Source organism: Achromobacter sp. NFACC18-2, assembly GCF_900108985.1.
Classification (GTDB): domain Bacteria; phylum Pseudomonadota; class Gammaproteobacteria; order Burkholderiales; family Burkholderiaceae_B; genus Achromobacter.
Map to the genome: position 1 here is coordinate 14,384 of NZ_FNYM01000016.1, position 18,744 is coordinate 33,127.

Sequence of the window (18,744 nt, forward strand, 5' to 3'; positions counted from 1 at the left end):
CGCTACTCGGCGGCGGGCGCGCTGCGCGGGCCGCTGCGGCGCGGACGGCGGCGCCGGCGCGCGGGCGAGGCGGGCGCATCGCCGGCCTCGCGCGGCTGGCGCGAGACTTCTTCGATCATGTCGGCGCGGGTCGCGTCGTCGGCATTGGCCAGGTCCATCCACCACTGCGCCAGCACGCTGTCGAACTCGCCGGCGGCGGCGCGCAGCTGCAGGAAATCGCAGGCGGCGCGAAAGCGCGGCTGCTCGATCATGCGGTAGATGGTCTTGCCCATGCGGCGCTCGAAACGCGGCTGCATGAACCAGATCTCGCGCATGTCGGACGAGAAGCGGCGCTGGATGGCGAGCTTTTCCGTCTGTTCGTCCAGCACCGAGTCCGCGGCCGTCGACAGCGCCGGGATGGTGTGCTCGCCCTGGGCGCGCAACTGCTTCCAGCGCACTTCGACCTGCTGCCACAGCAGCGCGGCGAAAAGGAAGCTGGGGCTGATGGTCTTGCCGGCGCGCACGCGCGCGTCGGTGCGTTCCAGCGCAAGTTCCACGAAGTGCTCGCCGCCGGGCTGCTCCAGCACCACGTCCAGCAGCGGCAGCAGGCCGTTGTGCAGGCCGTCGGCACGCAACTGGCGCAGGCAGTCCATGGCGTGGCCGCAGGTCAGCAGCTTGAGCATTTCGTCGAACAGGCGCGAGGCCGGGACGTTTTCGATCAGGTCCGCCATGGTGCTGATCGGTTCGCGCGTCGCCGGGTCGATCGTGCCGTTGAGCTTGGCGGCAAAGCGCACCGCGCGCAGCATGCGGACCGGGTCTTCGCGGTAGCGCTTGACGGGGTCGCCGATGATGCGGATCTGGCGCTTTTTCAGGTCGGCCACGCCATCGTGGTAGTCGATGACTTCCTCGTTGTGCGGGTCGTAGTACAGCGCGTTCATGGTGAAGTCGCGGCGCTTGGCGTCTTCTTCCTGCGATCCGAACACGTTGTCGCGCAGGATGCGGCCGTGCTCGTCGGTTTCCTGGTCTTCCGAGGCGGGCGCGCGGAAGGTGGAGGTCTCGATGATCTCCTGGCCGAACACGACGTGCACGAGCTGGAAGCGGCGGCCGATGATGCGCGCGCGGCGGAACAGCGGGCGGATCTGTTCGGGCGTGGCGTTGGTGGCCACGTCGAAGTCCTTGGGCTCCAGGCCGACGATGAGGTCGCGCACCGCGCCGCCGACGATGTAGGCTTCGTAGCCATGCTGGCGCAGCACCTCGCACACCTTGATGGCGTGGCGCGAGACGTTGCGCCGGTCGATGCCGTGCTTGTCGCGCCCGATGCGCAACGGCCCCCTGGGTGTCGGCGCGAACAGCCGGCCGACGAATTTTTTTATGGTTTCAGTGATCATTAGGACTTCGAATCTTCCATGTGGTCGAACAGGTCGATCACTTGCCAGCCGCGTTCCTGGGCGATGGCGCGCAGGGACGGGCTGGGGTTGGCGGCAATCGGACGGGTCACTTTTTCGAGCAGCGGCACATCATTGACCGAATCGCTATAGAAAAACGATTCGGAGAAATCCGCAAGCCCCAGCCCCATGCCGCCCAGCCAGTCGTTGACGCGCACGACCTTGCCTTCCTTGAAGCTGGGCGTGCCCAGGATGCGGCCCGTGTAGCGGCCGCGCAGGTACTCGGCGTCGGTCGCGACCAGGTGGGGCACGCCGAAGGCGCGGGCGATCGGGGCGGTGACAAAGCTGTTGGTCGCCGTGACGATCGCGCAGAGATCACCGGCTTCCAGGTGCGCTTCCACGAGGTCGCGCGCGGCGGGCGTGATGGACGGGCGGATGACTTCGCCCATGAAGGTTTCATGCCAGGCCGCCAGATCATGCGGCGCATGCGCGGCCAGCAGCCCCAGCATGAACTCGGCGGCCTGTTCGGCGGTGAGCTCGCCGCGGTTGTAGCGGTCCATCAGGTCGTCATTCAGGCGGCGGGCCTGGACGGGGTCGCCCGCGCGGCCCGTGCGCGCCAGGTAATCGGCCCATTGGTAGTCGCTGTCGAGCGGCAGCAGGGTGTGATCCAGGTCGAACAGGGCGAGACGTCGGGTGGTCATGTGCGTTGTGAATCAGGATCTGCGAGCATGGCGCGCAGCAGGGGCAGGGTGATGGGACGGCCGGTGGCCAGGGAGTAACGGTCCAGCGCGTCGAGCAGCGCCGCCAGCTTGCGGATGTCGCGCTCGTGGTGCGTGAGCATCCAGTTGATGATTTCGGGCGCCAGGTGCAGACCGCGTTCGGCCGCCTGGGCGGACAGCGCGGCCAGCTTGTCGGCATCGGACAGCGGATCCAGGCGGAACACCAGGTCCCAGCCCAGGCGCGTGCGCAGGTCTTCGCGCAGCGGCATCGACAGCGTCGAGCGGTCGCCCGACAGCGCCAGCGCGAAGGCCCGGCCGGTGGCCGCGGATTCGCGCCAGCGGTTGTACAGCGCGAACAGCGCGGCCTGGCGGCTGTCGTCCATGCGGTGCACGTCGTCGACCGCCACGAACTGGGGCATGGGCGATTTGGAATCGGCCTCGGCCAGGCGGCGCAGCATGTTTTCGCCGTTGGCGGGGTCGATGAAGACGGCGTCGGGGCGCGCGGTCAGCGCGCGCAGCAGGTGGGTGCGGCCGCAGCCGGCGGCGCCCCAGATGTACAGGGCCCGGCCCGGCTTGAGCGCACGCACGGCCGCCACCGCTTCCCCGTTGGGGCCGGCGATATAGTTGTTCAGCGATGGCGCTGGCGCGGGGAGAACGTCGAGCAGAAGCTGGCGGTTCATGAGAGTTAGCAATCGGGCTTTTTCGGAACCACCGGAAATCCGCGCCTGCCAGGCAGGGGATTTCCGCGGGCGACATGCCGGGCAAACATTGCCGGGGCGCCGGAAAAGCCAAGAAAATCGGTGATACACGGGTCGAAAAGCGCCCCGGCCTGGCCCATGGGGACTGTGCCGTGGGGCTTGCCGGACGGCTGCCCGGACCCGCCCGGGGGCTTGCCTTGCCAGAAACTGGCAAAATCAATACCGGCCAACCCTACACTTTAAACCACCTGGGGGGCTGGTGTCGCGTCCGAGCGCCTGCACTGGCACGGGTTTGCGCCCCGCATGCCTGTCGGCGCCCGCGTCATCGTAAAATGCAGGGCGTTCCACCAAAATCCCAGCAATTGTTACATACCCCACGGCATTTCTCATGACGAACCAACCTAAAGCCCCCCTGACCTACCGCGACGCGGGTGTCGACATCGACGCAGGCGACGCCCTGGTCGACCGTATCAAACCCCTAGCCGCGCGCACCATGCGCCCGGGGGTGCTGGCCGGTATCGGCGGCTTTGGCGGCCTGTTCGAAGTGCCGAAGACCTATAAAGAGCCCGTGCTGGTGTCCGGCACCGACGGCGTCGGCACCAAGCTGCGCCTGGCGTTCGACTGGAACCGCCACGACACGGTCGGCATCGACCTGGTCGCCATGAGCGTCAACGACATCCTGGTGCAGGGCGCGGAACCGCTGTTCTTCCTGGATTACTTCGGCTGCGGCAAGTTGTCGGTGGACACGGCCGCCGCCGTGGTGGGCGGCATCGCCAAGGGCTGCGAACTGTCGGGTTGCGCCCTGATCGGCGGCGAGACCGCCGAAATGCCGGGCATGTATCCGGACGGCGAATACGACCTGGCCGGCTTCGCGGTGGGCGCGGTGGAAAAGTCCAAGATCATCGACGGCAAGTCCATCAAGGCCGGCGACGTGGTGCTGGGCCTGGCTTCCAGCGGCGCGCACTCCAACGGCTATTCGCTGCTGCGCAAGATCCTCGAACGCGCCAACGCCAAGCCGGACGACGATTTCCACGGCCAGAAGATGGTCGATGTCGTCATGGCCCCGACCCGCATCTACGTCAAGCAGGTGCTGGCCGCGCTGGCCAAGCACGGCACGGCCATCAAGGGCCTGGCCCACATCACGGGCGGCGGCCTGCTGGACAACGTGCCGCGCATCCTGCAGGACGGCCTGGCCGCCAAACTGCACCGCGACGCCTGGGAAATGCCCAAGCTGTTCCAGTGGCTGCAGGAGCAGGGCGGCGTCGAAGACACCGAGATGTACCGCGTGTTCAACTGCGGCATCGGCATGGTGCTGGTGGTGGATCCGGCCCAGGCCGACGCCATCGCCGCCACGCTGCGCGAGCAGGGCGAGACCGTCAGCAAGCTGGGCGAGATCGTGCCGCAGGAAGCCGGCATGGCGCAGACCTTCGTGGTGTGACGCCGCGGCGAATGCGCTGCAAGAAAGATGACCGCCTGATGGCGGTCATTTTTTTTTGAGTGGGGGGCGGATGGCGGGGCGGCGCTGCGTTGCTGGGGGTGTCTGACACCTTCGCGTACCGCGAGCCCCGCAACCCGTCAGTTGGCCAGCGCCCGCGCCACGGCGTCGATGGTCTGCGCGACGGCGTCGGCGGCCAGGCAATCCACGATCACGCGTTCGGGCTGCGCGCGCAGCCAGGTGATCTGGCGCTTGGCGAGCTGGCGGGTCGCGGCGATGCCCTGTTCGCGGGCCGTGTCCAGGTCGACCTCGCCGTCCAGGTACGCCCACATCTGCCGATAGCCGACGCAGCGCACGGACGGCAGGCCCGGGTGCAGGTCGGCGCGGGCGTGCAGGCCGCGCACTTCGTCGAGCAGGCCCTGGCGCAGCATCGCGTCGAAGCGCTGTTCGATGCGCGCGTGCAGGGCGGCGCGGTCGGAGGGTTCCAGGCTGATGGTCAGGTAGCGGTTGCCGTCGTCGTCCGGCTTGCGCTGCGCGCGCTGCAGCAGCGCCGACATGGGCTGGCCGGAAAGCTGGCAGATTTCGAGGGCGCGCTGGATGCGCTGGCTGTCGTTGGGCGCGAGCCGCGCCGCGGTGACGGGGTCCAGCGCCGCCAGCTCGGCGTGCAGGGCGGGCCAGCCCAGGCGCGCGGCGCGCGCTTCCAGTTCGGCGCGCAGGGCCGGATCGGCCTGTGGCAGGTCGTCCAGGCCGTCGCGCAGCGCCTTGTAGTACATCATCGTGCCGCCCGCCAGCAGCGGAATGCGGCCGCGCGCGCGGATGTCGTCGATCAGGCGCAGCGCGTCGGCGCGGAATTCCGCGGCCGAATACGACTGGGCGGGATCCAGGATGTCCAGCAGGTGCTGGGGCACGCGCGCCCGTTCCTCGGGCGAGGGCTTGGCCGTGCCGATGTCCATGCCGCGATAGATCGTGGCCGAATCCACGTTGACGATTTCGAGGGGCCAGCGTTCGGCCAGGGCCAGCGTGGACGCGCTTTTTCCGGCCGCGGTGGGGCCCGCCAGGCAGATGACCGGAAGCGTTGCGGGGGTGAGGTCGGAGGGCAAGCTACTGTCCGCGCAGGAAAAGCTTGTCGAGGTCCGACATCGACCACTGCACCCAGGTGGGGCGGCCGTGGTTGCACTGGTCGGCGCGTTCCGTGGATTCCATCTGCCGCAGCAGGCCGTTCATCTCTTCGAGGGTGAGCTTGCGGTTGGCGCGCACGGAGCCGTGACACGCCATGGTCGAGAGCAGTTCGTTGCGCTGTTCCGTAAGCAGGCGCGAAACGCCCACGGCGCCCAGGTCGCGCAGCACGGCGCGGGCCAGGGTTTCGATGTCGCCGCGGGCCAGGATGGCGGGCACCGAGCGCACGGCGATGGACGTGGGACCCGAAGGCCGCATTTCGAAGCCCAGGTCATTCAACTGTTCTTCGTATTCTTCCACCAGGGCCACGTCCTTCTCCTGGGCGTGGAACACCACGGGCACCAGCAGGTCCTGGCGCGGCAGGCTGCGCGCGTCCAGCGCCTGCTTGAGCTGCTCGTACACCACGCGCTCGTGGGCGGCGTGCATGTCCACCAGCACCATGCCGCGCCGGTTCTGCGCCAGGATGTAGACGCCGTGCAGTTGCGCCACCGCCATGCCTAGCGGATGCTCTTCATCGGTGGGCAGCGCGGCGGCGGGCGCGGGCTCGCGCAGCGGCGCGGTCCGGGCGGCGGTGTCGTCGTTCAGCGGGCGATAGAGGGATTGCCAGTCGGCGGCCGGAATGCCGGCGGGTTCCGCGTGCAGACGGAAGGGCACCTGGGTGTGCGGGCGCTGCGGCGCGGGCGACGGACGCAGGCCGTAGGCCGGGCCGTTGCCTGAACCTGAGCCGGCGCCTGTCCCGCCGTTCATGCCGTTCATGCCATTCACGCCGCCGTACCCCGGGCGCGGGGACTCGGACTCGGCCTGCGCGGCGGGGCGGTAGGCGGGCGGGGCGGAAGCGGGCGAAGGCGGGGCCGTTTCGCCCGCGGGTCGCGCGACGGTTTCGAATTCCGCGTCGCCGGTTTGTCCCGCCGGGGCGACCGCCGACGAGCCGCCCAACTGCGCCAGCGTCTGGCTGACCGCATGCGAGACGAAACGGTGGACGGCGCCGCTGTCGCGGAATCGGACTTCATGCTTGGCCGGATGGACGTTCACGTCCACGGCGGCCGGGTCGATATCCAGGAACAGCACGTAGGCGGGCTGCCGGTCGCCATGCAGCACGTCCGCATAGGCGGCCCGCAGCGCATGGCTGACCGTGCGGTCGCGCACGTAGCGGCCGTTCACATACAGGTACTGGCGGTCGGCGCGCGCGCGCGCGGCGGTCGGCCGGGTGATCATGCCGGCCAGGCTGACCGTGCCGACCGAATGCGACAGCAGCAGGCCGTGCTCGGCGAATTCCGCGCCCAGCACGTCGCGGATGCGCTGGGGCGGATCGGCCGGCAGCCACTGGCGCTGCGCGCGGTCGTGGTGGAAGAGGCGAAAGGCGATCTGCGGATGCGCCAGCGCGATGCGCTCCATGGCATCGACGCAGTGGCCGAACTCGGTGGCCTCGGATCGCAGGAACTTGCGGCGGGCGGGCACGGCGTCAAAGAGCTGGCGCACGTCCACGGTGGTGCCGGGCGGGCCCGACGCCGGACCGACCTGCATGCTGCCGGCGTCGATCTGCCAGGCGTGGTCGCCGTCGCGCGTGCGGGAAATGATGGACACCTGGGCCACCGAGGCGATGGACGCGAGCGCTTCGCCACGGAATCCCATGGACGCCACCGATTCCAGCTCGTTCAGCGATCGGATCTTGCTGGTGGCGTGGCGCGCCAGGGCGAGCGGCAGTTCTTCGGGGGGGATGCCGCCGCCGTCGTCGGTGACGGCGATGCGCCGGATGCCGCCGCCTTCGAGGCGGACCTCGATGGCGCGCCCGCCCGCGTCGATGGCGTTTTCGAGGATTTCCTTGAGCACCGACGCGGGGCGCTCGATCACCTCGCCAGCGGCGATCTGGCTGATCAGCAGGTCGGGAAGCGCGAGGATGGAACGACGTTCGGTCATGTGGCCCAGATCTTGTGTAGCAGTGCGGACGATTTTAGCGTCATGCCCCGGTCGGCTATAGTCGCTGGAAATTTCCCTTCCGATATCGGGGCCGCTTCAATGCTTGAGTTTTTCAATATGGTGCTCCACATCGACCAGACGCTCGGCCTGTGGGTCGAGCAGTATGGGGTGTGGGTGTATCTGGTGCTGTTCCTCATCGTCTTCGCCGAGACCGGACTGGTGGTGCTGCCCTTCCTGCCGGGCGACTCGCTGCTGTTCATCGCCGGCGCGTTCGGCGCGACGGGGCACATCGATCCGATCCTGATGTCGGTGCTGCTCATCGTCGCGGCGGTGACCGGCAATTCGCTGAACTATGCCATCGGCCGCTACATCGGGCCGCGGGTGTTTTCGATGAACCTGCGCTTTCTGGACCGCGGCGCGCTGATGCGCACGCACGCGTTCTATGAGAAGCACGGTGGCAAGACCATCGTCATGTCGCGCTTCATTCCGGTGGTGCGCACTTTCGCCCCCTTTGTGGCGGGCGTGGCCGACATGTCGCTGGCGCGCTTTCAGATGTTCAATATCCTGGGCGCGCTGCTGTGGGTGATCAGCCTGGTGGCGGCCGGCTATTTCTTCGGCAACATCCCGATCATCCGCGATCACCTGAACACCATCGTCCTGGTGGGCCTGGCCGCGGCCATCGTGCCGGTGGTGGGCGCCGCCCTGGTCAAGCTCTTTCGCGCGCGCCGCACGCAGTAGGGCGCCAGATGGGGTAAGCAAAAAGGCTATGCGCCGGGGCGCATAGCCTTTTTTTCGTTGGGCCGGGGCCCGGGCTAGCTGATGTCGCCCAAACGGGCCAGCGGCGGGTTGGCGGTGAAGTAGCGCTGAATGCCGGTCATCATGGCCTGCGCCAGCTTGTCCTGGTGCGAGGAGCTGCGTAGCAGGGCTTCTTCCTGGGGGTTGCTGATGAAGGCGGTTTCGACCAGGACGGACGGGATGTCCGGCGCCTTCAACACCGCAAAGCCGGCCTGTTCGACGCTGTTCTTGTGCAGGCGGTTGATCTTCTTGATCTCGTCCAGGAAGGCGCTGCCGACCTTGAGCGAATCATTGATCTGCGCGGTGGTGGACAGGTCCAGCAGCACCTTGGCGACCTGGCGGTCGTGGGTGCCCAGGTTGACGCCGCCGATCAGGTCGGCCGCGTTTTCCTTGTCGGCCATCCAGCGCGCCTGCGCGCTGGAGGCGCCGCGCTGGGACAGCGCGAACACCGACGACCCGTTGGCCGACGGCTTGACCCAGGCGTCCGCATGGATCGAGATGAACAGGTCCGCGTGCACGCGCCGCGCCTTCTGGACGCGCACGTGCAGGGGCACGAAGTAGTCGTCGTCGCGCGTCAGGTAGGCGCGCATGTAGGGCTGGCTGTCGATCAGCGCCTTCAGGCGGCGCGCGATGCGCAGCACCACGTCCTTCTCGCGCAGGCCGGTCTTGCCGATGGCGCCGGGATCTTCGCCGCCATGGCCCGGGTCCAGCGCGATGGTCAGCATGCGCGGCTTGCCCCGGCTTGCCGTGGCCGGCGGCTTGGGCGGCGTGGGCAGGGGCGGGGCGGGCTGCTGGCCGCGCACGCGGGGCGGCTCGGGGGGATCGGCGCGGGTGACCGGGTTGCGCTGGATGTCTTCGAGGATGCGCGCGAGCGGATCGTCCACATCGGGACCGCTCGACTTGTTCAGGATCGCGATCAACGGGTCCTGCGCCACCTTCGGGTACAGGTCCAGCACCAGACGGTACTGGTAGTCGGCAACCGGCTTGAGCGTGAAGACCTGCGGCGCCACCGGCTGCTTCAGGTCGAACACCAGCCGGACCACGTTGGGGCGATTCTGCGCCACGCGCAGGCTCTGGATGTAGGGGTCGTCGGGGCGGACCTTGGAGACCAGATCGTTCAGGGCCGCACTGAGGGTCAGTCCCTCGATGTCGACCACCAGGCGATGGGGATTTTCCAGGGTGAATTGTTCCGCCTTGAGTTCGCTGTCCAGTTCCAGCGTGACGCGGGTGTATTCGTCGGCAGGCCAGGTCCGCACGGCCAGGATCGTTGCCGCCTGCGCCAGCGTCGGCACGACAGGCAGGACGAGCAGGGTGGCAGCGACGCTGATCAGGCGTCGGCGGGTGGCGCCTGCCGGGGGGAGGGCGCCGTCAGGGGCGGGGGGACAATCGCGTTCAACCATGTTTGTCCTCGGGCGGTGTACGCGGTCAGGGTGGCGTCACGTCCGTCGCCTGCATAGGCGAGGTTGATCAGCAGGTCGGGCGGGGGCAAAAGACCTTCGGCCCGCTCCGGCCATTCGATCAAAACGACCGCATCGTCACGCAGTAAATCCCGAAATCCTGCGTCCAACCATTCGCGCGAATCACTAAATCTATAAAAATCAAGGTGATAGAAGTATAAGTTAGAAACTTTATAGGATTCAAGCAGCGCGTAGCTTGGACTCTTGATTCGGCCTGTGATGCCGCTTTCCCGCAACAATGCCCTGGAGAAGGCCGTTTTTCCTGCACCCAGGTCCCCTTGAAGGTGGATGCATGCGCCTGCCGGGCCGGTTTTGCCTCCGGACACCATGGGCGCAAGCTGGCGCGCCAGCGACTCGGTGGCAGCTTCGTCGGGCAAGTGCAAAGTCAGGGTGGCGAGGGGGGCGGACATGGCGCGGGGCGAGTGGTAAAAGACGATGATCGGAGCACAGATTGGAGCAATTATAGGAATGCGGGTTTCTGCTAACCTATAACTGATTGTTATTCTCAATAATGTCGTGAACGACGGCTTCCCGCCGCCCGCGACTGACGCCGCCACGGAGTTGTACGCGCCATGAAGACCCGCATCGAAAAAGACACGTTTGGCCCCATCGAGGTGCCGGAAGACCACCTGTGGGGCGCCCAGACCCAGCGCTCCCTGCATTTCTTCGCGATTTCCACCGAAAAAATGCCGGAACCGCTGACCAACGCGATGGCGCGGCTCAAGCGCGCGGCGGCCAAGGTCAACGCCGACCTGGGCGAGCTGGACCCCAAGATCGCGGACGCCATCATGCGCGCGGCCGACGAGGTCGTCGCCGGAAAATGGCCCAACGAGTTTCCGCTGTCCGTCTGGCAGACCGGTTCTGGCACGCAGAGCAACATGAACATGAACGAGGTGCTGGCCAACCGCGCTTCGGAACTGCTGGGCGGCGTGCGCGGCGAAGAGCGCAAGGTGCACCCCAACGACCACGTCAACCGCGGGCAGTCGTCGAACGACACCTTCCCGACCGCGATGCACGTGGCCGCCGCCGTCGAGGTCGAACATCGCCTGCTGCCGTCCCTGAAGGCGCTGCGCGCCACGCTGGCCGCCAAGAGCGCCAAGTTCTATGACATCGTCAAGATCGGCCGCACCCACCTGCAGGACGCCACGCCGCTGACCCTGGGCCAGGAGATCTCGGGCTACGTGGCCCAGCTCGACCTGGCCGAGCAGCAGATCCGCGCCACGCTGCCGGGCCTGCACCAGCTTGCCATCGGCGGCACCGCGGTCGGCACGGGCCTGAACGCGCATCCGCAGTTCAGCGCCAAGGTGTCGGCCGAGCTGGCGCACACCACCGGCACGGCCTTTGTCTCCGCGCCTAACAAGTTCCAGGCGCTGGCGTCGCACGAAGCGCTGCTGTTTGCGCATGGCGCGCTGAAGTCGCTGGCGGCGGGCCTCATGAAGATCGCCAACGACGTGCGCTGGCTGTCGAGCGGCCCGCGCTCGGGCCTGGGCGAGATCAGCATTCCCGAGAACGAGCCGGGCAGCTCGATCATGCCGGGCAAGGTCAACCCCACGCAGTGCGAGGCCATCACGATGCTGGCCGCGCAGGTCATGGGCAACGACGTGGCCATCAACATCGGCGGCGCCAGCGGCAACTTCGAGCTGAACGTCTACAAGCCGCTGGTGATCCACAATTTCCTGCAGTCCGTGCGCCTCCTGACGGACGGCATGGCCAGCTTCGACAAGCACTGCGCGGCGGGCATCGAGCCCAACCACGAACGCATCGCCGAACTGGTCGACCGTTCGCTGATGCTGGTGACCGCGCTGAATCCGCACATCGGCTACGACAAGGCCGCGCAGATCGCCAAGAAGGCGCACAAGGAAGGCCTGTCGCTGAAGGAGTCGGCGCTGGCCCTGGGCTACCTGACCGAAGCGCAGTTCGCCGAATGGGTCGTGCCCGGCGCGATGACTAACGCGCACAAGCCGTCGTAATCCGCCGTCGTAATTCAGCCCGCGTCGCGTCAATCCGGAATGGCCGCCCCCCGGGCGGCCATTTTCATGGCGCGTGGGGGCTCAGGTCTCGGTGTCGCCGTAGGCGGCATCCACGATTTCCCAGACCAGACGGCGGGACGAGTCGCTCTCCAGATCCACGTCCTGGAGGGGAACGAGCAGCCCCCGATCCCCGGCTGCCACGAGGAATCTCTCCCATGGCGCGTTTCGCGGCCAGCGGGCCAGGTAGGCGCGCCGCTGCGCGGCGTCCAGGGTTTGCCAGAACGCAAGCCAGATGTCGCCGAAGTAGCTGTCCCGGGTTCCATACCGCATCACCAGCGGCAGATTGTCCTCGTCGCCAAACATGCACAGCCAAGGGGGAGGCAGGGCGTAGTCATCCGCGGGAAGCAGGGGAAAGGGCAAGGCGGGCCCCAGGCGATCGTCTTCGCGTCCGCGCAGCCTTAGCGCCCAGCGGTGCATGCGGCGTTCCGCCCCGGTGTCGGTCACGCCGGCATAGGCGCGGCGCGTCCTGCGCGCGCAGTCCCAGGCCCAGGAAAGCTGCAGGTGGAAGCAGCCGCCCGCCATGCGCCATTGCGCCTCGTAGGCCATCTTTTCGGCCAACGACAAGGATTGCCAATAGGGCCACCAGACGCCGTTGAACCATCGCGATGCGGCGGGCTCGATCCAATCGGTCCAGGCCGCCGGATCGGGAAATTCGATCCAGGGCGGGCGCGGGCTGCGACACGCCGGCGGTGCTGATCGCTTCATGCATTCGTCCTTCAGTTCGGTGATATGTGGTCCGCCAGCCAATCCGCGCCAAAATAGCCGGCCGCGCCAAAAATGAGGGCGCCCAGCGCGCCGGTCACGATCAATCCCGGGCCGGTTTCAATGCCGAGCGCCGCGCCGCCGATGAACCCGATTTTTGCACCGGCCCACGCCCCGCCCCAACCCCCGGCCTGGCGAACCGCTTCGGCCGCAATCGGCCGGAACGATCGTTGCTCAGCGGATTGCCGCGTCGCGCGTGCCACGTCCACCGCGGTGATGATCAACCCCAGCACGGTCAACACCCGGCCGTAGCGGCCAATGGTGCGAGCCAGGGCGTAGGACTTTTCCAGTTGGGCAAGCCGCTGCATGGCCTGGTCGCGGCTGATCTTGTTCGCGCTCAGGTCGTTCCAGACGTTGCGGGCGGCATTGATCTGCACCTGATGCACTTCGCTGGCAACCCGGACGGAGTCGGACGTGAATCTCGTGTTCCGGATCAGCACTTCCTGCTCTGCGCCGACGATGGTGTCGATCAGCCGTTCCACACTGTGGCGGGCAGCAGGATTGGAGGCGACGAAGCGCCGGAGGTCGGCCACCACTTCCGGCACGGAAAACACCTGGGCGCCCGACGCCCTGGCCTTGTTCATGTCGATGATGAGCGGGACGCCGTCCATGGTGGGCGCGCCCAGGCGCTTCGTACTGGCGGAAAGATAGCCGCCCTGGCCTCTGCCCAGGGCATGTTCGGCCGGACTGTACAGGGCCGCCGGGTTGGAGGGCGCCATGGAAAAGTCGCGCGGCAAGGCAATGACCCTGACGGTTCCTTTCAGGGAGCCCGCCGGGGGTTGCCCGCCACGCCACACGTTGCCCGGAGACTCCTTGCGGATCACGGCGTCGGCGCCGATGTCTGGCAAGACCTCGACCACGACGAACATGTAGCCGCGGGCCAGGGCGATCCGCGCCGTCAGGCGGCCTTCGCCATCGTCGGTTTGCGGGATCGAGCCTGTGCCGTTTCGCCGCATGCCGTCGGGGATCCAGATCCGTTGGCCGACATAGAGTTTCGTATCGGTAAAGCTGGTGACGGTCAGCCGCTTCCAAAGCCTGCCGTCGCCCATGTGTTTGCGGGCGATGCTCCAGAGTGAATCGCCGGGTTGGACTATGTATTCGCTCATTCCTGGTTCCCCTAAGCCTGGTCGGAAGGTGTGCGTGGCGCGCCGCGCGGCCGGCGCGCCACGATTTCCGGGGGAATGGGCGATATCCGTCGGCGCGCCGTGCCTCAGACGCCGACGTCATACTGGTCGGCGGGCGCGCAACAGGGCAATCAGGCTTGTCCTGTTTCAGGGGTTTTTTTCAAGGCGGCTCCGCGCCGTTGCGGGCGTTAGGGGCGGCCCGCCAGCAGCAGCCACATCGGGATGGTGACCGCCGAGAACAAGGTGCCCAGGGAGATCAGCACGGCCACCATGCGGCCGTCGCCGCCCATGCGCATCGCGAGCACGTAGGCGGCCGATGCCGTGGGCAAGGCCGCGAACAGCAGCAGCATGCGGGCCTCCAGGGGCGGCAGGTCCAGCAGGTGCGCCACCAGCAGGGCGACCGCGGGCAGGGCGACGAGCTTGACCGCCAGCATCCAGGCGATGAGCGACCCGTAGCCCTTGCCGCCTTCCCAGGCGAGGCTGGCGCCCACGCAGAGGATGCCCAGCGCGATGGCCGCCGCGCCCAGGCGCGCGAGCACCGTGTCCACGGGGCCGGGCAATTGCAGCCCGGCCAGGTTGCAGGCCAGGCCCAGCACGGTGGAGATCACCAGCGGATTGCGCGCCAGTTCGCGCAGCAGGTTGCCGCCGCTGTGCCGCGCCAGGCCGTAGACGGCGGCCAAGTTGGCCATGGGCACGGCGAAGCCGACGATGAGCGCCATCACGGTCTGGCCCTGCGCGCCCGCCAGGCTGGCCGACAGGGCCAGGCCGATGTAGGTATTGAAGCGGTAGCCGCATTGCGCGGAGGACGCCAGGCCCAGCGACGAGGGCCGCAGCACCAGGCCCGCCAGCCAGGCCATCGCCACGCCGGCGGTGATGACGGCGGCGGTGGCCTGCAGCAGGAGCGCCGCGTTGCCCGCCGTGATGGGCGTGCGCAGGATGGACTGGAACAGCAGCGCGGGAAACAGCACGAAGTAGACGAGCCGTTCCGTGCCGGCGAAGAATTCGCGCGAGAAACCGAGTTTGTGACGTAGCGCCCAACCCAGCGCGACCAGCATGAAATCGGGGAAAACCAGGAGGGCAACCGACATGGGAAAAGTGGTTTTTGTCTGGCGCCAAACGGGGCTCGGCGCGCTATGCGGGTGTAAGCGTTTGCTGCTATTCTCCGACATTCTGGCGGGCGCGTGTGCCACAAGCAACCTATAAATGCAGCGCAGACGCGCTGTCCAAAAGCAAAACAAGCAATGCGCCCGCACCGTTATCTGCTGGTCCGCCTACAGGCGGGCACATCACACAACGGTCCGTCTACACACGGGCTCGCAATCTTGGAGGAAACACATCTATGAATAAAGTCCGCACCCTGGCTGTGGCCATCGCCTTTGCTACCGGCGCAGCCGGCATGTTGGGCGCTACGGTCGCGCACGCCGCAGACAAGTATCCCAGCAAGGCCATCCGCGTGATCGTTCCGTTCGCGCCCGGCGGCTCCACCGACATCATCGCGCGCCTCGTGACGCAGCGCATGAGCCAGGAACTCGGCCAGCCCATGGTCGTGGAAAACAAGGGCGGCGCAGGCGGCGCCATCGGTGCGGCCGAAGCCGCGCGCGCGCCGGCCGACGGCTATACGCTGTCCATCGCCACCGTCTCCACGATGGCCGTGAACCCCGCCTGCCGTCCGAAGGACCTGCCGTACGACCCGATCAAGGACTTCCAGCCGGTCACCAACTTCGCCAACACCGCCAACGTCGTGGCCGTGAATCCGAAGTTCCCGGCCAAGGACTTCAAGGGCTTCGTCGAAGAACTGAAGAAGAACCCGGGCAAGTACTCCTACGGCAGCTCCGGCACCTGCGGCGTGCTGCACCTGATGGGCGAATCGTTCAAGATGGCCACCGGCACCGACATCGTGCACGTGCCCTACAAGGGGTCGGGCCCGGCGTTGGCTGATGCCGTCGGCGGCCAGATCGAAATCCTGTTCGACAACCTGCCGTCGTCGATGCCGCAGATCCAGGCCGGCAAGCTGAATGCCATGGCCATCGCCTGGCCCGAGCAGATCGGCACGCTCAAGGGCGTCCCGACCTTCAAGGACGCGGGCTTCCCGGTGCTGAACCAGCCGGTGTGGTATGGCCTGCTGGCCCCCAAGGGCACGCCGATGGACGTGGTGAACAAGCTGCGTGACGCCGCCGTCGTGGCCCTGAAGGACCCGAAGGTCGTCAAGGCGCTGGAAGAGCAAGGCTCGGCGCCGTCGGGCAACACGCCGGAAGAGTTCGCCAAGGAAATCCAGGAGCAGTTCAACTGGGCTCAGGACGTCGTGAAGAAGCAGAACATCACGCTGAACTGATGCCGCACGGGGCGTTCCGCGCCCCGGCCGACACCACAACGGGCGCCTTCGGGCGCCCGTTGTGCGTTGCGGGCCGTGCGCCCGCTCAGGCGGGCGCTTCCAGCCCGGCCAGCCGCGCGGCGCAGGCCGCCCGCAGGCGTTCGATCAGGTCGCGGTGCAAGGCCGAAAGCGGATCCTGGTTGCGCGTCATGATGCTGATCGGCACGCGCAGGGCGGGCTCCAGGCGGCGCAGGTTCATGCCCGGCCGCAGCATCGCCTGCGCGGTGATGGCGTCCACGATGGCGTCGCCGCAGCCGGCGTCCACCAGCGCGCACGCGACGTAATGCGTCTGCACCTGGATGGCGACCTGCGGGGCCAGGCCCTGCGCATCGAGCGCCAGTTGCAGCAGCGCGCCGGACGCATCGCCGGCATCCAGCACGATCAGGGTGCCGCCCGACGCATCGCCCAGTTCGGACAGCCGCATCGGCCCCTGCGTCGCAGTGCGGCTCAGGTGCACGAGTTCCGTATGGCCCAGCCCCATGCGCGTCAGGCCCGGGTAGTCGTTGGTGTCGAACGTGATGGCCAGGTCGAGCTCGCGGGTCAGCAGTCCCTGCACCAGCTCGGCGCTGTGATGGGTATGGATGTCGAAGGTGATGCCGGGCTGCGCGTCGCGGCTGTCGCGCACCACGCCGGGCAGCAGGCCCAGCCCCAGCGCGGGTGCGCATCCCAGGCGCAGGTGGCCGTGGGGACGGTCGCGCAGATTGGCCGCCAGCCGGCGCACGCTGCTCAGGTCCTGGCTCAGCCGCGCGATCTCGGGCGTGAGGATCTCGGCCTCGCGCGTGGCGACCAGCCGGCCCTTCACGCGGTCAAAGAGCCTGAAGCCGAGCTGGCTTTCGGCGTGGGCCAACAACTTGCTGGCGGCAGGCTGGGAGATGTGCAGCGCCGCGGCGGCTTCCGTCAGGGAGCCGGTGCGGCGGATCGCTTCGAAGATCTCGATGTGGCGCAGGCGCATGGCGCAAACGGGGGCTGTGGTGTTCCGGAACCGCGATTCTATGCCGGATGCGGCCGGCGGACAGCGGCGCCCGCGCCGGCCGACGCGCGACAGCGGCGCGGCCCTTTGACTATCATGGACGCCTGCCGGACACCCGGCGATACCGGAGCCCATCATGCGCCTACGCCGCCACGCCGTCCTGCTGTTTGCCGCCGCGATAGCCGGGCTGCCGTTCGTTTCGTCGGGTTGGGCGCGCACGCCGCAAGCGGCCGAGGACCTGAACCCGGAAGCCGCCAGCGGCGTCCAGGCGCGCCAGCTCGTGCGCGCGCCCCATTTCATGATGGTGACGGCCAACCCGCTTGCCAGCCGGGCCGGTGAAGCGATGCTGCGGCGCGGCGGCAGCGCGGTCGACGCCGCCATCGCCGCCCAGCTCGTGCTGAACCTGGTGGAGCCGCAGTCGTCGGGCATCGGCGGCGGGGCGTTCATGGTGCTGTATTCGGCCCAGGACGGCCGCCTGCACACCTATGACAGCCGCGAGACCGCGCCGGCGGCCGCGCGCCCCGACCGCTTCCTGGATGCCGAAGGCAAACCGCTGCCTTTCGCGCAGGCCGTCAACAACGGCATGTCGGTGGCGGTGCCCGGCCTCTTGCGCGGGCTGGAACTGGCGCACAAAGCGCAGGGCAAGCTGCCCTGGGCCGACCTGTTCCAGCCGGCCATCGAACTGGCGGAGCAGGGCTTTGCGGTGTCGCCGCGCCTGCATGCGCTGCTGGCCGGCAACAAGGCCCTGCCGCAGCAGGCGGCGGCCGCGGCCTATTTCTATGCGCCGGACGGCGCGCCCTGGCCCGTGGGCCATGTGCTGAAGAACCCCGAATTCGCGCGCACCCTGCGCGCGGTCGCGTCGCAGGGCGCCGACGCGTTCTACCAGGGCGACATCGCGCGCGACATCGTGGCGGCCGTGCGGGGCCATGACAAGCCGGGCGACCTGAGCCTCGCGGATCTGGCGGGCTATCGCGCGAAGACGCGCGATCCGGTCTGCGGCGCCTATCGCGGCTACCAGCTCTGCGGCATGGGGCCGCCGAGCAGCGGCCCCATCGCCGTGCTGCAGATGCTGGGCGAGCTGGAACAGTTTCCGCTCAGCCGCTATGCGCCCGGCACGGCGCAGGCGGTGCATTACTTTTCCGAGGCGGGCCGGCTGGCTTTCGCCGACCGCGACTTCTACGTGGCCGACCCCGACTTCGTGCGCGTGCCGGTACGCGCGCTGCTGGACCCGGCCTATCTGCGCGCGCGCGGCGCGCTGATCCAGCCCGACCGCAGCATGAAGGTCGCGCTGCCCGGCGACCCCGAAGGCAAGCTGCTGTCGCTGGGCAAGGACGACGCGCTGGAGCTGCCGTCCACCAGCCACCTGGTGGCCGTGGATGCGCAAGGCAATGCGCTGACCATGACGACCACCATCGAAAGCGAGTTCGGCAGCAAGATCTTCGTGCGGGGCTTTCTGCTGAACAATGAGATGACCGACTTTTCGTCGTCGTTCCAGGACCCCGAAGGACGCCTGGTCGCCAACCGCATCGAGCCGGGCAAGCGCCCGCGCAGCTCGATGGCGCCCATGGTGGTGCTGCGCGACGGCAAGCCCTACATGCTGGTGGGGTCGCCGGGCGGCAGCGCCATCATCAACTACGTGGCCAAGACCCTCGTGGGCGTGCTGGACTGGAATCTGGACATCCAGTCGGCCATCGACCTGCCCAACATGGGCAGCCGCAACAAGGACACCGAACTGGAAAAAGGCACCGCGCTGGAAGCGCTGGCGCCGGAACTGGAGCGCATGGGACACCCGGTGCGCATCACCGAGTTTCCCAGCGGCATCCACGGCATCGTGATCGATGCGCAGGGTCTGGAGGGCGGCGCGGACCCGCGTCGCGAAGGGCTGGCGGTGGGGGGCTGAGACGCCCGCCTGCTGTGGCGCTTCAG

Annotated in this window: 16 protein-coding genes; 5 read left to right on the forward strand and 11 right to left on the reverse strand. The window is 68.0% G+C overall.

Annotation, left to right across the window (positions count from 1 at the left end; all coding sequences use genetic code 11):
• Window positions 1-2 precede the first annotated feature (2 nt).
• The 3 genes from pcnB to hda are packed head-to-tail and all read right to left on the reverse strand — an operon-like array spanning window position 3 to window position 2,763.
• On the reverse strand, window positions 3-1,367 hold the full coding sequence (gene pcnB / locus BMW75_RS22035) for a polynucleotide adenylyltransferase PcnB (RefSeq protein ID WP_092581875.1): 1,365 nt from the start codon (window positions 1,365-1,367) through the stop codon (window positions 3-5).
• Entirely contained in the window at window positions 1,367-2,065 is a 699-nt protein-coding gene (locus BMW75_RS22040; RefSeq protein WP_092581876.1) for an HAD family hydrolase, read from the reverse strand. Before BMW75_RS22040 ends, pcnB begins: the two co-directional genes overlap by 1 nt.
• Window positions 2,062-2,763, reverse strand: coding sequence for a DnaA regulatory inactivator Hda (gene hda, locus BMW75_RS22045; protein WP_076518976.1), 702 nt, complete (start codon window positions 2,761-2,763; stop codon window positions 2,062-2,064). The genes BMW75_RS22040 and hda overlap by 4 nt, the downstream gene beginning before the upstream one ends.
• Window positions 2,764-3,169: 406 nt before the next feature.
• Here hda and purM point away from each other — a divergent pair, with 406 nt between their 5' ends.
• Complete coding sequence (gene purM / locus BMW75_RS22050) at window positions 3,170-4,219, forward strand: phosphoribosylformylglycinamidine cyclo-ligase (protein WP_076518977.1); 1,050 nt, start codon at window positions 3,170-3,172, stop codon at window positions 4,217-4,219.
• A gap of 137 nt (window positions 4,220-4,356) precedes the next feature.
• Here purM and miaA read toward each other — a convergent pair whose 3' ends face one another.
• Entirely contained in the window at window positions 4,357-5,316 is a 960-nt protein-coding gene (miaA, locus tag BMW75_RS22055) for a tRNA (adenosine(37)-N6)-dimethylallyltransferase MiaA (RefSeq protein WP_092581877.1), read from the reverse strand.
• A gap of 1 nt (window position 5,317) precedes the next feature.
• Window positions 5,318-7,309 carry a DNA mismatch repair endonuclease MutL gene (gene mutL / locus BMW75_RS22060; RefSeq protein WP_092581878.1) on the reverse strand — a complete coding sequence of 664 codons (1,992 nt, stop codon included), beginning with the start codon at window positions 7,307-7,309 and terminating at the stop codon, window positions 5,318-5,320.
• A 99-nt stretch (window positions 7,310-7,408) separates the two neighbouring features.
• Between mutL and BMW75_RS22065 the strand changes: the two genes are divergently transcribed.
• Window positions 7,409-8,047, forward strand: a complete 639-nt coding sequence (locus BMW75_RS22065) for a VTT domain-containing protein (protein ID WP_092581879.1) — start codon at window positions 7,409-7,411, stop codon at window positions 8,045-8,047.
• 74 nt (window positions 8,048-8,121) lie between these two features.
• On the opposite strand, the gene BMW75_RS22070 is transcribed toward BMW75_RS22065, so the two are convergent.
• Entirely contained in the window at window positions 8,122-9,504 is a 1,383-nt protein-coding gene (locus tag BMW75_RS22070) for an N-acetylmuramoyl-L-alanine amidase (protein ID WP_139208580.1), read from the reverse strand.
• Window positions 9,432-9,971, reverse strand: a complete 540-nt coding sequence (tsaE, locus tag BMW75_RS22075) for a tRNA (adenosine(37)-N6)-threonylcarbamoyltransferase complex ATPase subunit type 1 TsaE (protein WP_092581880.1) — start codon at window positions 9,969-9,971, stop codon at window positions 9,432-9,434. Before tsaE ends, BMW75_RS22070 begins: the two co-directional genes overlap by 73 nt.
• Before the next feature lie 162 nt (window positions 9,972-10,133).
• Here tsaE and fumC point away from each other — a divergent pair, with 162 nt between their 5' ends.
• Window positions 10,134-11,531 (forward strand): class II fumarate hydratase, encoded by a 1,398-nt coding sequence (gene fumC / locus BMW75_RS22080; protein WP_092581881.1) that lies wholly within the window; start codon window positions 10,134-10,136, stop codon window positions 11,529-11,531.
• 81 nt (window positions 11,532-11,612) lie between these two features.
• Here fumC and BMW75_RS22085 read toward each other — a convergent pair whose 3' ends face one another.
• From BMW75_RS22085 to BMW75_RS22095, 3 genes are all read right to left on the reverse strand, one after another.
• Window positions 11,613-12,296 (reverse strand): hypothetical protein, encoded by a 684-nt coding sequence (locus tag BMW75_RS22085; protein ID WP_092581882.1) that lies wholly within the window; start codon window positions 12,294-12,296, stop codon window positions 11,613-11,615.
• 11 nt (window positions 12,297-12,307) lie between these two features.
• Window positions 12,308-13,459, reverse strand: coding sequence for a LysM peptidoglycan-binding domain-containing protein (locus BMW75_RS22090; protein WP_092581883.1), 1,152 nt, complete (start codon window positions 13,457-13,459; stop codon window positions 12,308-12,310).
• Between the two features lie 206 nt (window positions 13,460-13,665).
• Entirely contained in the window at window positions 13,666-14,646 is a 981-nt protein-coding gene (locus BMW75_RS22095; RefSeq protein WP_371467509.1) for an AEC family transporter, read from the reverse strand.
• A gap of 170 nt (window positions 14,647-14,816) precedes the next feature.
• Between BMW75_RS22095 and BMW75_RS22100 the strand changes: the two genes are divergently transcribed.
• On the forward strand, window positions 14,817-15,809 hold the full coding sequence (locus tag BMW75_RS22100; protein WP_092581885.1) for a tripartite tricarboxylate transporter substrate binding protein BugE: 993 nt from the start codon (window positions 14,817-14,819) through the stop codon (window positions 15,807-15,809).
• Between the two features lie 85 nt (window positions 15,810-15,894).
• On the opposite strand, the gene BMW75_RS22105 is transcribed toward BMW75_RS22100, so the two are convergent.
• Window positions 15,895-16,800, reverse strand: coding sequence for a LysR family transcriptional regulator (locus BMW75_RS22105; protein ID WP_092581886.1), 906 nt, complete (start codon window positions 16,798-16,800; stop codon window positions 15,895-15,897).
• Between the two features lie 154 nt (window positions 16,801-16,954).
• Here BMW75_RS22105 and ggt point away from each other — a divergent pair, with 154 nt between their 5' ends.
• Window positions 16,955-18,718 (forward strand): gamma-glutamyltransferase, encoded by a 1,764-nt coding sequence (ggt, locus tag BMW75_RS22110; RefSeq protein WP_092581887.1) that lies wholly within the window; start codon window positions 16,955-16,957, stop codon window positions 18,716-18,718.
• Window positions 18,719-18,744: the final 26 nt, after the last annotated feature.